Here is a 15,133-nt window from a genome sequence, read left to right on the forward strand (position 1 = left end):
ATCCACTAAAACAAGGATTGAAACATTTGACTGTTGCGGATTGTGGTGGCGAGGATTTATTCGCGAGCAAGATCCACTAAAACAAGGATTGAAACCAGTTACATCCTGATCTTCTGTAATACATTCAGTATTCGCGAGCAAGATCCACTAAAACAAGGATTGAAACAACGTTTTGTAACAGTGTAACAAATGGTGAAAAGAATTCGCGAGCAAGATCCACTAAAACAAGGATTGAAACGTACTCCCTTGCTCTCTGTAGCTCTCTACTCATGATTCGCGAGCAAGATCCACTAAAACAAGGATTGAAACGATATCCTACACAGATTGGATCTTGCATTCCACGATCTATTCGCGAGCAAGATCCACTAAAACAAGGATTGAAACATCATAGTCACAGGGAAATTCCCCGCAAGTTTCCTCATTCGCGAGCAAGATCCACTAAAACAAGGATTGAAACTCCCTTCTTTTGGATCTTTCCCATTTATTTCGAGTATTCGCGAGCAAGATCCACTAAAACAAGGATTGAAACATTTCTTGCAGGATCTTTTCAGCTTCGACGGGGGTATTCGCGAGCAAGATCCACTAAAACAAGGATTGAAACCATCTACTCTTCTGCGGATCCCGCGGTCCCTGCTCCAATTCGCGAGCAAGATCCACTAAAACAAGGATTGAAACATTTTTTCTGGTATTTTGTAGATATTGCGCGAAAATTCATGAGCAAGATCCACTAAAACAAGGATTGAAACCCCTTCTTTTATTTCTGGGGAATCGTATCTATCAAGTCGAGAAGTAGCTTCCACCAAAACAAGGATTGAATTTAAAGTTCGTCTTCCCCATCGCTCGGAGGCAAAATTCGAAAGCAAGATCTCCGGCGGTAATTCTCAGTAATTTCAAATGGCGATGAGGTCTATTTTATACTTATCTCAAGACCTTTTATGTTCACAATTCTGTCTATTTCAGACATGTCTTCACTAAGAATATGGCTTATTCTTTCATGGGCTATATTTACCAGCCATGGTTTGTCATTTTTATAAAAGCTTAAATCCTCGGGAAAATCATGCTGTACCCATCCATATAATGAATTTAAAACCTTTTTTATTATTTCCCTGGCTTCCGGGTTAGTATGGTAATGATAAACATATGCAGTACTTCCGCACTCCAGTTCTGTACCTGCCCATTTCGATTGCTCTTTCATTTCTTCTAAATGTGGCTTTAGCTTTTCCAATACGGATTTAACGTTACCGTTTAGTTTAATTTCTTTGCGTACAACGAGAATAAATTCGTCACATAAATCAAAAGCAAGGTCTACCAAACTCCTGTAAACATCATTTTTGGGCTCGGAATCAATAATAATCATTAAGTTTCCCCTCCGTATAAATTCATTTATAACATCATACTATGCAAATATGATGAAATCATTAATTATTCAAAAAAGTTTTTTAAATATACAGGGATATTTTGGCAAAAGACAACATCTCTATATAAAATTATTTGGTTATTAAGTACTTAGAGCCTACCCGAAAAGTGGTTACGTGCTGTAACTTTTACATTAGGTAATATGCAAAACCGCAACTGGTACTCTGATATCATAAACCTATTATGGCTTTCCAGCATGCATTACTGACTTTTCGGATAGGCACTTAATTGTTAAGTACTTAACTCTTTATCTTTTATATTTATTTTTGCTCGTTCTTATATTGTATCAAAAAGAAATTCCTCGCTAAAAATCAAAACCAAAACCTAAAATAATCCAAGAGTTAATTATTTGACAGGGTGAAAAATTATGACCAGCGAAATCGAAACTTCGGAATGTTGTCCCAGATTTGATCCCACGCCCTGGGATGGAAAAATCTTTGAATGGAGCAATAAAAAGTTCATCAAGGATGCGGTTACTACACAAATTTACATGCCTCTAAACTTTGGAGAGGTAATAATGAGGATGAACGAGAAAGTGGCCAGGGCTGGTGCGGAAATGCCTGACTGGCTCTGTCTGTCGGACCATACTTCAGAAAGCAATATGGACCTTTATCTGGCTGTTGATAGAGAAGTGGCTGGCGCTGAAAACGTAACATTGAATGGAAAGTTCCTGACCAGAGCCTACGAGGGAAATTTCGAAAACACAGGAGAATGGTGCAAGGACTTTGAAGTCTACGCAAAAGGCCAGGGTTTGGAAATTAAGAAATGGTATATGTGGTACACCACCTGTCCCGCATGTGCTGAAAAGTATGGGAAAAATTACGTTGTTATCGTTGCCGAAGTCTAAAAAAATAGAATGATAATACCGATATTGAGAGTTGTAAGAAATAAGTTGCGGAAAGATTCTTTGCCTGGCAGGTGAGAAACTGCCTTATTGAAAGGGTTCAAAAGACAGAGAATCCTTTCAACTCCCTATAAAAATAGAACTGATTCCCTCCTTAGGAGTCGTCACAGAACAAACTATGCACAGGTTTTAATTGGGTGCCTTGATTTTCAAAATCAATAACACCAATTGAAATTTAACTCTATAAAAAATCTGCCTGGTCTATTTTGTGATAGTTACTTAGTATACTTCTCCTATACCAGTCGAACTCGACAGGTTCTTTGACCAGCATCAAAACTGCCAGCATCAAAACTGCCAGCATCAAAACTGCCAGCATCAAAACTGCCAGCGTCAAAAAAGAAAAAAATCTACTTCCGGAACCTCCTTCATTTTTCACACCCTGCAGCCCCGGGCTTCAAGCTAGACTGAATACTCTGAACCTGCAAAGGGCTATCTCAACACCCCCTGAACCGGAAACAAAAAGGTAAAATTCTTTTTCACTCCCATCTGGTATATTTTGGATACGAAAATCCGGATTGCAAGCTTTCAGGAGTTATTCGATTTATACCGGATCAAACCAGCTATCGAATGTAGCAGAACTCCGGTAAAAGCCATAAAAATCCCTATGAAAATCAGCAGCAACATCAAAATAGCAGACTGGAGATTAAAGTTTCCATCAGGATAAGAAGTTTGTACCTGATTAAAGTGTACATACAACCCACCTGCCACAAGAATAAAACCTGGCAGAGTAAAATAATACAGAGGACTATTGAATTCCATATCGTTAAAAATATTTGACAAAACATTCGGACTATGCCTTAGAGGAATTTCCGCCGAGCGGTTCACTTCATACACTTGAGTAACGTTTTGAAGCGTAAGATCACCTTCCAGTCATTAAATATATTATTTTAAACACATAATATAAACTAATTTTCTGGAACGAACATACTTCAAAATATAAAAATCCATCCAATGAAAATATATATGGATAAAAATTTAATGTATGAGTAAAGACTTAATGTGCGAGTAAAGATTTAAAATGTAAATAGAAATGTGTAATTTGGGGAAGTGTAATTTGGGGGAGATAGAGGAAGATAGAGAACCTTTGTGAACTATCCCCACCTTCTCCCTTCAGAGGCTAGAAAGGAGTATTCTCGCTTTATGAGACAAATATGGGAAAATTTTCCCCTGAAGAAGAGGGATTGTTTTTTAGTTTTGGAAAATAGGGTCGCCACAATAGAAACATGTGATTAAGCATTGACCAGTTAGTCATAAACTAATGGTTAAGCGTCTAACAGTGGTTTATATATACATGGTTAAGAATCTAACCAGTCACTCAAAAACAGATTATAGAAATGGTTAAGAATCCAACCAGTGATTTATATACACATAGTCAGGCATTTAACCAGCTATACAAAATGTGAAAATCACTTCTGCTTTTCTCGTCCTTTCCCAACTTTTTTATCATTCCCCTCTCTTTGGGGTTCTTTCCTTGTCCACTCGTTCTTTTTAGGCCCTTCCTCTCTTTGCTGTTCTTCCTGACCCCACTTTTTCTCAGCCCTTTCTCCTTCTGACTCTTTCCTTGTCCATTCATTCCTCCTGGCTCCCTCTCCTCTCTGTTCTCTCCCCTGCCCCTGGTTTTTCTTCATTATCTCGCTTGTTGGCTCTCTCCTTGTCCATACGCTTCTCCTTACCTCCGGTTTTTCTGCTTTCATTTCTTTGTCTTCTTCATCTTCATAAAGGTCGATTCCGAGTTTGGAGCTTACGGCGTTTCTGGCTTTTCTGGCTTCGACATATTCCGGATTGATCCTTAGGGCTCTTTCAAGAACTTCGAGGGATTCTTCATCCTTACCTAACCCTGAGAGAGCCAGACCTTTGCAGTACCAGGCGTCGGCAGAATCGGGCTTTATTGAGATAGCTTTATTGCAGGGCTCGAGCGCTTTTTTATATTTGCCAAGTTTGACGTGGACCATTGCTTTTCCGATCCAGGTCTTTGCGTTGTCAGGGTTTATTTTAAGGGCGGCATCATAGGCTATCATGGCTTCCACAGATCTGTCCAGGCTATAGAGAGCAAAAGCTTTGCCTTCCCAGGCACGGGCGAGGTTGGGGTTTATTTTGAGGGCGGCTTCGTAGGCCTGTATGGCTTCTTCGTATCTGCCAAGGTCAGCAAGGACAGAGCCTTTTGCGTGCCAGGCGCCTGCAAGCTTCGGATTGGCTGCAAGGGATTTCTCAGAGGCTGTAAGGGCTTTTTCGTGCTGCCCGAGCCTGCAAAGGACTGAGGTTTTAAGGTTCCATGCCTTGTCGCTTTTCGGTTTTATTTCAAGCAGCCTGTCAAAAGCCTGCAGTGCGTCTTCATCCCGGTTTAGCTGAAGGAGTACAAAGCCCCTTTCGTAAAGGTAACCGGGATTTTCAGGCTCGATTTCAAGGGCTTTTTCAATAGCTTTAAGAGAGTCCTTATACATCCTGTGCCTTAGATAGACTGCGGCTTTTCCTGCCCAGGCGGCTGAGTCGTCAGGGTTCTTATTAAGGGTTTTCTCATAGGGCGCAAGTGCTTTATTCAGACGGTCATAGGCTGTGTCACCGGCATTATCAATCCTGCCCGCTCCTGTTCTACCTGTCTTGCCAGTCTTACCCGTTTTACCTGCTCTCTCTGGCCTGCCTGTCTTTTTTTTAAAATTATTTGCCATAGTATCAATCTCGTGTAATTAGGTTTAGAGTGATCTTTTGTAGTGATTTTTTGTAGTGATTTTTTGCAATGAGAATTCGTTACATACCCAACCTCCCCTGGTGGGCGGCAAATTCTCCGAGAGATCTTGTTTCAAACTCCGTTCTCTTATTTCAAACTGATCCTGTTAATCTATTTTAAGTAGTAGGGCACAAAAGTGTTCACCGAAAGGAACAATTCGCCTTCAATGTATAGATTTGACTTTCTCATATCTGCTTTTGTTTAGTTTAAATAGTGTTCATTATAATGATAATATTTGTTGATGAGATGATCATTAAAAGTTAATCGCAGGAATAAATTGAATCCATACCTCAAGGAAAAGCTGAATCGGAGCCCTGCCAGGATATAAAACAGGTAAATTGTTTTTAATGATATCTTACATAAACTGTTATTTTGTCTGTTAGTTTTGTTTCACCCTATTAGTTTTATATGTAGGACTTCAATTAATGTTCTTAAAATGCTCCGCGACCTTTTTTCCTCTTCTATTCCCATGCCTCAAAACCTCCTCTTTTCGAACCAGGCGAGCCCCGTTTCTGGGACGATTCATACATCTCAAAGAGCATGCTCGAAGCCCACCTTGACCAGACACATGACGGAGCAAGCCGGAGAACTGCCGAAATTGAAAAGACGGTTAGCCACCTGACCATTTCAGGCTTCCTGAAAACAGGAGACCGGGTGCTCGATCTTGGCTGCGGGCCAGGCCTGTACAGCAGCAAACTATGCCTGGAAGGTATGAAGGTAACCGGTATTGATCTGTCCCGAAAATCTGTAAATTACGCCCGCACTCAGGCTGAAAAAGAGCAGCTAGATGTTGATTATATCTGCACCGATTTTTTCGATATCAAGTATGAGGGGTCCTTTGATGCTGTGCTTCAGGTCTATGGGGAAATCTGCACGTTTTCTGATGAAAAAAGGGACTTGCTCCTTAATCTTGTCCATAGGGCACTTAAAGACAATGGGATTTTTATCTTTGATGTGTCCACAAGAGCGCTACGCATGCGGGAAGGGCTCAAAAACAGGTGGTACGTTTCCGAAGGTGGGTTCTGGAGACCGGGAAGGCACCTTGTACTGGAAGAAGGATTCGATTACCAGGAAAATGATACCTGGATGAACCAGTATATCGTTGTAGAGGAAAATGGGATGGTAAAGGTTTACAGGCTCTGGATACACGATTATTCTCTCGATACAATAAACCGGGCGCTTGAGCAGAGTGGGTTTAAAGTTGAGCAGGCATGGAACAGCCTTTCTGGAGAGCCTTACACGGAAGACGGAGACTGGATAGCTGTGGCAGCAAGGAAAGTGTAGACGAATTATAAGAAAGGTAAATTAAGAAATATCGGGTTGCTTGAAATAATACAGATATCGGTATAGTACAAACATAGATACAAACAGTACTGATACAAATAATCTCCAGATAATTTTGAAAAACTTATAAAGATTCCCACCCTACAGTCCTGCACAAACCTGTATATAAATAACTAAAAACGGCCAGAAAGACAGAATTGCTGGGTGTATATATGAATGAACTGAATATTCGGGAAGCCGACCGGCTGGAAATAACGGTCCTTATGGATAACTACACGGACATATTTCTGATAGAAAGCACTGATGTATGCAGACGACCTCAGATACCTTTTTTCCCGCAAATGCTTTTTGCCGAACACGGATTTTCGTGCCTGATCAAAGTCCGGGCCGAGAATGAGGAGCACACTGTGTTGATGGATGCAGCAGTTACTCCAGCTTGCCTTTTTAACAACGCAGAGCTTTTGAAGGCTGACCTTGGCAAAATAGAAGCTGTTGCGCTTAGTCATGGGCATCCTGACCACTTTCTCGGGCTTGCAGAGCTTTTGAAATTCGTAAGTAAAGAGCAGAATAAAGAAGTCCCACTTATTCTTCATCCCGATGCCTTTCTTGAACGCCGTTTTAACATTCCTGTAATCGGGCACCCTGTCATATTACCTACACTCGATGAAAGTGCTCTGAAAGAAGCAAGAGCTGATTTAGTAAAGTCCGAAAAAGCTTTTCCGACCGCTAATGGCCTTATCCACACAACCGGAGAGATCGAGCGCAAAATCCCATTCGAAAAAGGATTTCCCTGGGCTGAATCAAAGGTTGACGGAAGCTGGATAACTGACCCCTTTAGGGACGACCAGGGGCTTGTAATAAAACTGAAAGGTAAAGGGCTTGTCGTTATCAGCGGCTGCGCCCATGCAGGAATTATAAATACAGTAGAACATGCAAAGAAAATCACAGGCACAGATAAGGTCCATGCAGTCCTGGGAGGCTTCCACCTGACCGGGCGACTCTTTGACCCTATTATCCAGCCTACAATTGATGAAATGAAAAGGATAGATCCCGATTACATCGTGCCTATGCACTGCACTGGCTGGAAAGCAATAAACCGGTTTGCCGAAGAGATGCCTGCACAATTCATGCTCAATACGGTTGGCACAACTTATGTGTTTGGCGGGAACCTTTAACGCCCGAGTTTCGCTTCCCGAGTTTCGCTTCGGGATCACAGGAAATCGAAGATTTTCTGGGAGTTGCACTGCAAGTGCAACAGCACGAGGTCTGTTTCACTCGCTTCGCTCGTTCAAGCAGACTGATTTATAAAAATAACAGATTTTACTCTCTAATTTCGCTTCGGGATCACAGGAAATCAGAGATTTTCTGGGAGTTGCACTGCAGGTTCAACAGCATGAGGTCCTTTTCGTTCCACGGCGCTTCGCTCAAGAGAACTAACTTATTGTTTATAGCAGTTAGTTTCGTTTAAGAGGGTTAAATTACACCCAAAAAAGCGATGAAATCAGTAGAAAAGGCAAATAATAAAAGCTACTGAAAATCGAAAAAAATTAAAATTTACAGAAAAAAATTGGCAAATGGATTAAAAAAACGATTAGCACACATAGAAGCTATTTTTTCAGTCTTTTTTATCTCTTTTATCTCTTTTTTTTCCTTCTTTCTATTTCTTTCTTTTTCGTTTTTCTTTTTGAGAAGACCCTTAGAAAGACTGGGGGGCATTTATTACTATAGATTAAAAAATGGATTCCGGGTTCAAGGGGAGCGTTTCTCAAGCCATGAAGGGCATTTTTCTATAATACGGTCTTTTCTAAAACATTTCCGGTTAGTAATTATCTATTTATGTGGTTGGCAGCAAGCTGTAGACCAGAGCGGCGCAGGGAGAAATAGCTGAAAGATTTCCGTTCTGGACTCTGTAATAATATCAACCACTAATCCGGAACTATTAATGATTTTCAGTGTCCTAATAACATGGATGCAAAAAATGCAATTATCAGACATACAAAGGTAAAGACAAGAGCAAGGATTGACTTTATTTCTTTCTCTTTTGCCATTTTATAGGGCTTTCCATTCACGTATAACAAATAGAGCAGGGCTGTTGAGACTGGCACAAGCCAGAAAAAGTATTTGATGTCATCATAAGATACCGCCTCAGTTGCAGTCATCATGATTAATGCAATCATTAACCAGCCTATAATAAGATAAATTCTGATGACTGTCTCCTTTTTTACGGAAAGGAGTTTAGAGTTACTGGTGCGGCATTGGTTTTGAGTTCTAGGATACGTCAACTGTACAACACCATAATTTATTATAGAGAGCTTGGTTTAAAACTGTTTCTTTTTCTGGACTTAGTCGATCAGGAGAATGGACATCGGCTCAGGCCGCCCTTTGATAGGAAATATTATTGGCATTTCTGCTTCTGATGCTGTTTTTTTCATATTTATTCCAACGGCATGCTCCGGGATCCTTGCCATATTTGAGTGGATGCAGATTCCTTTTTCCACATTGCACCTCTCACAGAGTCTGCACGAACCGTTAACAAATGCAACTGCAAAAGTAAAACCTTCGTTAAAAGCTGTTTTTTCAAGCTCGAGCATTGAGAGAAGCATTTTTTTGCTGTAGTCAAAATAATCGGACCAGAACTTTCCTGCTTTTTCCCTTGTTTCTTCAGTTCCGGCAGGGTCAAGCCAGGTCTTATAAGGGGCTTTTGCTATCTCTTCATCTGCAATAGCAGGAGACCGGAACTTGACAAGCAGGGCATACCTGTATTCTTTAAGTATTTCTCTAAACTCATCAACAGTAGGGACATGAGGCGGGCAGGTCAGTTTTTTCCCGTACCCTATACATCCTCTGCATTTTAATACCACTCTTTTCTCTACAAAGACCTGATAGGTGGGGATTATCTTTGCGTCAACAGCCTCAAGCTCAAGGGCTTTTTTTACAAGGAACTCAAGTTCTTCGGGGTTTATATCTCGAAATGGCATATCTTCCCTTCCAAAACCGATTTTTTACTCAAAGGTGGCATATAAGTCATTTCATCCTTTCGCTATTTTACCCGAAGGCTGTATACTACTTAACTTTTTTCAAATATTTTTGTTCCTTTTTTATTTCACCCAGGACCTGCTCTGTTTTTCATATTTTTTTACCGAATGTTATTGCTATTTTCGATTCTTTTTCTTATTTTTAAATTCTAGCCTTTTAACAGTAAACACTGTTGATTCTCCGAAAATCCATTTTTTCAGATATGTATGACAATAAAAAATATAATTAATACCAAGTAGCAAGATAATCAACAAAAGTATTAAATATCAGTTAGTAGTATAGATAAATGTCTCTTCCCGACAGACACAAATCTCAAATCGCCTCCTAAATTGTTGAAAGCACCTGAAACTCCTTTTTTGCCCCTGCCTGAGAAAAAAGGGCAGGGGTCAAGGGTGCTAAGCTCAGGAAGAAACTGGCATAAAAGCTAGAAAAAGCATATAAGGAAAAAGTAGATAAGGAAAAATATAGAAAAATAAACTGGCTACAGGCTATTTTTATGTATTCTGTTCTTAATGAAACTTATAATAGAACCTATTTCAGAACCAATTCGCAATTAGATATATACTATAGCAAGTAAAGATGGAATGAGGGTTTGAAATAAGTTAATAGTTAAATTTGAAGTCAAAGCTCCTTCTATATCATCACACGCATCTATCCCAGTACCCACTTCAGATTCTCTATTCCATAATATGAAACAACTGCAATTATTACTGTCCACAATAAAAGGCTAAAGGTCATCCATAACATCACAGGATACTTTTTAGAACCAAGACTAAGGGCTATGAGTGCAGCAAAATGTGTGCCGAGTACTAGAGGCCCCATTATTGCAATCCCTGGCAATCCATAGCTGTGCCACAGCCTGAAGGCTCTTTTTCTTCTTCCCGAAGGAGTTGAGGGATTTTCAACACCATCGCTGCTTGTCTTGAATTTTTTCCAGAAATTATGCAGGGATTGTTGGGCAAAAACCAAAAGAAAAACCGTTGCAAGGTTTCCCGTAAACGCCAAAAAAGAAACTATAGAGGGATTCAGTCCCATAGCAATTCCAGCTGGAATCACTACAACTATCTCTATCCAGGGAGTTGCTGCCAGCAGGAACGTAAAGGTGTAAGCAATTAAACCTGTAGATGTGTATAATGTTCCGATATCCATTATTGGAAGGGATTATTCCTATAGTTCGTATATGAGTATTTTGGTAGTGTCCGTGAGTCACTGAAAACAGTGAGTACAAGAAGTTCTCTGCATTTTACTTTAATGCAGGGATAGTACTCGTTTTTTCAGAATTTATCAATAACTTACGGACACGGCCGGTATTTTGGCTCTGAGAAAATATATTAAATCAGCATTATTAGCCTAAAAAGAGTAGTTTCTACCAATATCTACAGAGATATATGGAAAAATCCAGGCATTGTTCCAATTTAAACAGTTAAATGATATATATTAAAAAATGTTGACTATCATTCTCTTCCCGGAAGCTACTGAATGGTTAAGGAAATCCCTTACATCTTACACAGGCGTGAGCCTTCATACCTTTCTTTTCTTGTGACCGCTACAGGTTGCTGATTCGTGTTTTCTTTTAGTTTCATGAAGCTGCTATCAACACAGTGTCCATTGAGAACTCACTTTCCAAATATGTGAAATCCCGAGGAGATTCGCGATCTTTTCCTGTACTCCCTTCTCTGACCACTTTTTCAATCTTCGCCATACCGCAACACCAGAACCATAACAGGATGGCAGGCCTCTCCATCTGCAACCGTAGACAGGACAAAAAGAATATCATTGGTGACAGTAAGATCATCAGCTCTTTTTCTCCCGACAATTGGTTGATGCAGTAAAAATAACTTTATAAATATCCACTGCTCATCCGAGATCTCTTAAAACCTTCGAATCCTCATACAACTATTGTACATTGGATTGTTGATAATTACAATTCCCTGACTACTCTGAACCCCAGGCTATTGAGTCTCATATTTTGCGCCGCAAAAAGCCGTTCAGCCGACCTGCAGCAGCCGGCATTTCCATTCCAGCCTCCTCCCCTCCTTATTCTTACAGGCACAGATATACCGGTGAAAGGGTTTTCCCATGCACTGCTGTCTGAAGGCGCACCTTTATAGCTGATATGATATTCGTCCTGTACCCATTCCCCTACATTTCCGTACATGTCATAAAGCCCCAAGGGGTTAGGATTTTTAAGACCCACAGGATGAGTTTCGAGCCCTGAATTTTTGAGAAACCAGGCGTATTCCGTAAGTCTGGATTCACAATTGCCGAAGAAATAACTTTCCATACTTCCTGCCCTTGCTGCGTATTCCCACTCAGATTCTGTGGGGAGACGGTAAAACGGGCTTTTTCCGTCAGCATTTTCAAAAGTATTAAGTTTTTGAATAAAGACCTGTGCCTCTTCCCAGGAAACGGTCTCAACGGGGTGCTTTTTCCCTCTAAAGTATGAAGGATTATTTTCCATAACTCCACCCCATTCTTCCTGAGTAACCGGATATTTGCCAAGATAAAAGGATTTTTTTATAGATACTCTGTGTACAGGGCTTTCCCAGAGCTTTCTGCGCTTCTCACGCGACGGAGAACCCATATCAAATTCCCCTGAGGGTATCAGGACAAACTCCATTCCGATTGAATTTCTAATCTGGTCATTTACACTGATTGGACTGTTAATAGAGCCTGCAGCCGAAACTTTAACTGAATTATTATTTAAAATGCTGGCTGAGTTCTCAATAAAATCTCCAGCTAAACCTTCAATTGAGTCTCCATGTAAATCTTCGGTTGAAACTCCAGTTAGATGTTCAGTTAGATTCTCAGTTGGATTTCCAGTTAGATTCTCAGTTAAATTCTCAGACATGGATGCAGATTCTTTTGAGCAGGCACATTTTCTATGAAAGTATATGTTTAAATCCAGCGGCCTCACATCTCCGGTAAGAATAAATATCCTTCAGGTTGTTATTTTCTTTTATATTTTTATTCCTTCCTGTTTGATTTTTTTATTTGTTTTATTTTCTGTTTTTAATTCTCTCATTTCTGGATGGGCTTTTAATTCCACCCTCCGGTTTCAATCATTATATGGAAATTATTCAGTCTACTCAATCATCCCAATTAGTAGATATTTTGGACTATAATTAATCAGAGTATATGTAAATTTGGAGGAAAAATATAAAATATAGGAAGGGCGATTACGTTCAAAAATGAAAAAGTTTTTAGGGCATCATACAGAAGTAACAGAGTAAACTGCAGGTGAGCAGATGAAACAATCACTCATAAATCTCATCCTCTTTTCTGACAGGAGAAAAGATCTTTTACTTCTCCTGAGAGAGGAGCCGAAAGATGTCGACACAATCAAAGAATTGCTCAATGTAGATGCCGGTTCGATCCAGCCCCATATTAAGAAAATGGTAGACGCTAACCTGATCATCGAGGAAAAAAAGGTCTACAGGTTGTCCGAAATAGGAAAAATAATTGTTGAAAATTTAGAGCCTCTCCTGAATGCGATTGAAGTTTTTGAAGCCGACGATGACTACTGGAAGACGCGTGATTTATCTCCGATTCCCGATTTCCTTCTTGAGAGAATCGATGAACTTAGGCACTGTAAACTGCTTGAGCCTGATGTGGAACATCTGCTTGAGACTCCCAAAGTTTTCCTTGAAAACTTCCTGAGTTCAAAAGAGATCCTTACCTTTGTATCCTATTTCCATCCGGAAGCGCCTTCTCTCTATGCAGGCATTGCGGAAAATGACACAAAGCATGTTCTCTGCATGACAGAAAATGTTGTAGACCGTCTATTTTCCAGTTTTCCGGAAGAAGCTGACAGGCTGTCCAAAAGTAAGAATTCAAAAATGTTTGTCTGCCGAAAACCCGCACCTATTCCCTCAATTGTTGTAACTGACAGGTTCCTTGCACTTAAACTTTTTGAAAATGACGGAAAACTGAGAGACCAGATACTGATATCAACTGAAGAAAAAGCCTTAGACTGGGGAAAAGATCTTTTCTGGCACTGCATGCAGATGGCTGAACCGCTGGGAGAAAGGTCAGGTTTTTGAACATTTCCAAAATTTTAGTTAAACCAGCTTTTTTACTCTGCTTGTTTTAACGCTTTTTTTACTCTTATTCGTTTTAACATTTGATTTTGTACTTACACGGCTTCTAATTTCCGTGCACTCGCAGTAAACCATCTGGATTTTCAATCCCTTGATGTCAGTTTCAGGCTTATAGGGCACACACGTAAACCCATAAATGCTTCCCATTTTTGCAGTGAGTGCAGCTGCAAAGGCGTCCAGGATATCGTCTTTTGCAAGATCTTTTCTTCTGTATTTTAAAAGGGCATATCTGAGGACTTCATCTGAAAAAGCACAGAAGCTAGCCAGGACTTCCTTTCTTTCAAGAAAACCCTCAACTTTCTTTTTAGGGTATTTCATAGGAAAGCCTGCAAAAGACTGGAAACAGATTTCCGGCCCGACTTCCCTGACCTTTTCCCTGAAATTTTCGTTTTTAATCAGAAAACTGTCCACATCCCGGATTTTAGGGACTATGTTCCAGGCCTGCTTTGAGATGCGCTTTCCTGTGAGCCTTTCATTGACCTCGCAGGCTTTTTCATAGGTCTCCTCATAAATCACTTCCCTGCACGGCACAGGAAAGATACTCGATTTTCGCGCTTTCAGGACACTACGGGCACCTGTATCCGAAAGCCTCTCTCCGTCACCTCCGGTTTTCAAGCCTATTGGAATGTCGATAAGGACAAGGGGATCTGCCTGTCCATAATCATTTTTGAGAAAATCAACAAAGCATGAGAACTCCGGGAAAAGTTCAATTTTCCATCTGCAACCATTCTCATTCTCTTCTTCAAGAAACACTGCAAACCAGCCAGCTTTGCAGCCGTCAACTCCCACAAAGACCTTTTTGCCCATACCTGTACCTGAGGGTATAAGCTTAAAAGAGTTTTTCTTGCGGAGTCCCGGAGTTACGGGAAACAGTTAATTAGCAAAGAAGATGTACGAATCCTTAGAAGATCAAAGGTCGGAAAAATCATCAGGTCATGTAAAATTGAAAACTGCAGACAATAAGTAAAAATTGCCATAATAATAGGAGTTAGAGATATCTTATGAAACTCTGGTTGATCAAAGCCGCAGGCACTTTAGAAGACGAAGAGATAATTCTGGAAGATGGCGTGATTACCATTGGGGGAGCCGAGTTCCCGGATTTATCCAGTATTAAAAATGAAGAACAGGTAAAGAAACTCATACTCGAGAAATATCCCGGAATGCGGGGAGAGCGTTCCGGAACCTGGGCAGGAGATATCTGCTCTTTCGTTACTAAAATAAAAAAAGGAGATCTTGTGGCGGTTCCTCTCAAAACCAGAAACGAAGTGCTGATCGGAAAGGTTACCGGGGACTATGAATACAGGCAGCTCAGCGACTTTATCAGCCATATTCGGAGGGCCAGGTGGCTCAAAACCTTTCCAAAAGGTGCATTTGAAGAAGAATACGATGTTGACCTCAACTCTCCTGAATCCCTCTTCCTGATAAAAGCAGACCCTGAAAAGCTGTCAGATTTCACCGAAACAAAAAGCTTGGGAGCCCTTGTTGAAGAACTTTCCTTTGCTCTTGAAGATATGGACTTAATGAGAGGAAGGATGCTTGAACTTGTGTACAGGCTGGCTGAAACCGAAGAAATACCTGAAGTCCGGAAAATCGCAGCTGAAATGGAAAAGATGCTGAGAGAAAAGTGAAGGAAAGAAGAGAAGAGTCTCCTCCTAACTAAAATTTTAT

General features: G+C 40.5%; 14 protein-coding genes and 1 CRISPR repeat array (1 of these 15 running past the window's edge). Of the genes, 5 read left to right on the top strand and 9 right to left on the bottom strand.

What is annotated here, in order from left to right:
• Positions 1-746: a CRISPR direct-repeat array (repeat unit 37 nt; unit sequence ATTCGCGAGCAAGATCCACTAAAACAAGGATTGAAAC); it begins 1,834 nt to the left of the window's first position.
• A gap of 161 nt (positions 747-907) precedes the next feature.
• Positions 908-1,357, bottom strand: coding sequence for a stage III sporulation protein AH (locus tag ACZ5A8_RS09000; protein WP_464533439.1), 450 nt, complete (start codon positions 1,355-1,357; stop codon positions 908-910).
• Between the two features lie 426 nt (positions 1,358-1,783).
• On the opposite strand from ACZ5A8_RS09000, the gene ACZ5A8_RS09005 reads away from it, so the two are divergent.
• Positions 1,784-2,263: a hydrolase gene (locus ACZ5A8_RS09005; RefSeq protein ID WP_464533441.1), complete on the top strand. Its 480-nt coding sequence runs from the start codon at positions 1,784-1,786 to the stop codon at positions 2,261-2,263.
• A gap of 238 nt (positions 2,264-2,501) precedes the next feature.
• Here ACZ5A8_RS09005 and ACZ5A8_RS09010 read toward each other — a convergent pair whose 3' ends face one another.
• Both ACZ5A8_RS09010 and ACZ5A8_RS09015 read right to left on the bottom strand, forming a co-directional pair.
• The gene (locus ACZ5A8_RS09010) at positions 2,502-2,696 is read right to left on the bottom strand and encodes a hypothetical protein (RefSeq protein ID WP_464533443.1); all 195 of its coding nucleotides are present in this window, start codon (positions 2,694-2,696) and stop codon (positions 2,502-2,504) included.
• A gap of 1,030 nt (positions 2,697-3,726) precedes the next feature.
• A complete protein-coding gene (locus ACZ5A8_RS09015; protein WP_464533444.1) occupies positions 3,727-4,986 on the bottom strand; it encodes a tetratricopeptide repeat protein in 1,260 nt (419 codons plus the stop codon).
• Positions 4,987-5,585: 599 nt separating this feature from the next.
• Between ACZ5A8_RS09015 and ACZ5A8_RS09020 the strand changes: the two genes are divergently transcribed.
• Together ACZ5A8_RS09020 and ACZ5A8_RS09025 are read left to right on the top strand one after the other, a co-directional pair.
• Positions 5,586-6,329 carry a class I SAM-dependent methyltransferase gene (locus ACZ5A8_RS09020; RefSeq protein WP_464533446.1) on the top strand — a complete coding sequence of 248 codons (744 nt, stop codon included), beginning with the start codon at positions 5,586-5,588 and terminating at the stop codon, positions 6,327-6,329.
• A gap of 212 nt (positions 6,330-6,541) precedes the next feature.
• On the top strand, positions 6,542-7,504 hold the full coding sequence (locus ACZ5A8_RS09025; protein WP_464533448.1) for an MBL fold metallo-hydrolase: 963 nt from the start codon (positions 6,542-6,544) through the stop codon (positions 7,502-7,504).
• A 774-nt stretch (positions 7,505-8,278) separates the two neighbouring features.
• On the opposite strand, the gene ACZ5A8_RS09030 is transcribed toward ACZ5A8_RS09025, so the two are convergent.
• The 5 genes from ACZ5A8_RS09030 to ACZ5A8_RS09050 form a co-directional block, all read right to left on the bottom strand.
• Positions 8,279-8,506, bottom strand: a complete 228-nt coding sequence (locus tag ACZ5A8_RS09030; RefSeq protein WP_464533450.1) for a hypothetical protein — start codon at positions 8,504-8,506, stop codon at positions 8,279-8,281.
• Positions 8,507-8,671: 165 nt separating this feature from the next.
• Positions 8,672-9,307 (bottom strand): DUF2284 domain-containing protein, encoded by a 636-nt coding sequence (locus ACZ5A8_RS09035; RefSeq protein ID WP_464533452.1) that lies wholly within the window; start codon positions 9,305-9,307, stop codon positions 8,672-8,674.
• Positions 9,308-10,016: 709 nt separating this feature from the next.
• On the bottom strand, positions 10,017-10,514 hold the full coding sequence (locus ACZ5A8_RS09040) for a small multi-drug export protein (protein WP_464533454.1): 498 nt from the start codon (positions 10,512-10,514) through the stop codon (positions 10,017-10,019).
• 430 nt (positions 10,515-10,944) lie between these two features.
• A complete protein-coding gene (locus ACZ5A8_RS09045; protein ID WP_464533455.1) occupies positions 10,945-11,067 on the bottom strand; it encodes a hypothetical protein in 123 nt (40 codons plus the stop codon).
• A 219-nt stretch (positions 11,068-11,286) separates the two neighbouring features.
• Positions 11,287-12,216, bottom strand: coding sequence for a formylglycine-generating enzyme family protein (locus tag ACZ5A8_RS09050; RefSeq protein WP_464533457.1), 930 nt, complete (start codon positions 12,214-12,216; stop codon positions 11,287-11,289).
• A gap of 397 nt (positions 12,217-12,613) precedes the next feature.
• Here ACZ5A8_RS09050 and ACZ5A8_RS09055 point away from each other — a divergent pair, with 397 nt between their 5' ends.
• Positions 12,614-13,408 (top strand): helix-turn-helix transcriptional regulator, encoded by a 795-nt coding sequence (locus ACZ5A8_RS09055; protein WP_464533458.1) that lies wholly within the window; start codon positions 12,614-12,616, stop codon positions 13,406-13,408.
• Between the two features lie 18 nt (positions 13,409-13,426).
• Here the strand turns inward: ACZ5A8_RS09055 and ACZ5A8_RS09060 are convergent, their stop codons facing one another.
• A complete protein-coding gene (locus tag ACZ5A8_RS09060; RefSeq protein ID WP_464533460.1) occupies positions 13,427-14,272 on the bottom strand; it encodes a DUF429 domain-containing protein in 846 nt (281 codons plus the stop codon).
• A 194-nt stretch (positions 14,273-14,466) separates the two neighbouring features.
• On the opposite strand from ACZ5A8_RS09060, the gene ACZ5A8_RS09065 reads away from it, so the two are divergent.
• The gene (locus ACZ5A8_RS09065) at positions 14,467-15,093 is read left to right on the top strand and encodes a restriction endonuclease (RefSeq protein WP_464533461.1); all 627 of its coding nucleotides are present in this window, start codon (positions 14,467-14,469) and stop codon (positions 15,091-15,093) included.
• The last annotated feature ends 40 nt before the right edge of the window (positions 15,094-15,133 follow it).

The sequence above is a fragment of the Methanosarcina subterranea genome, from assembly GCF_055385895.1.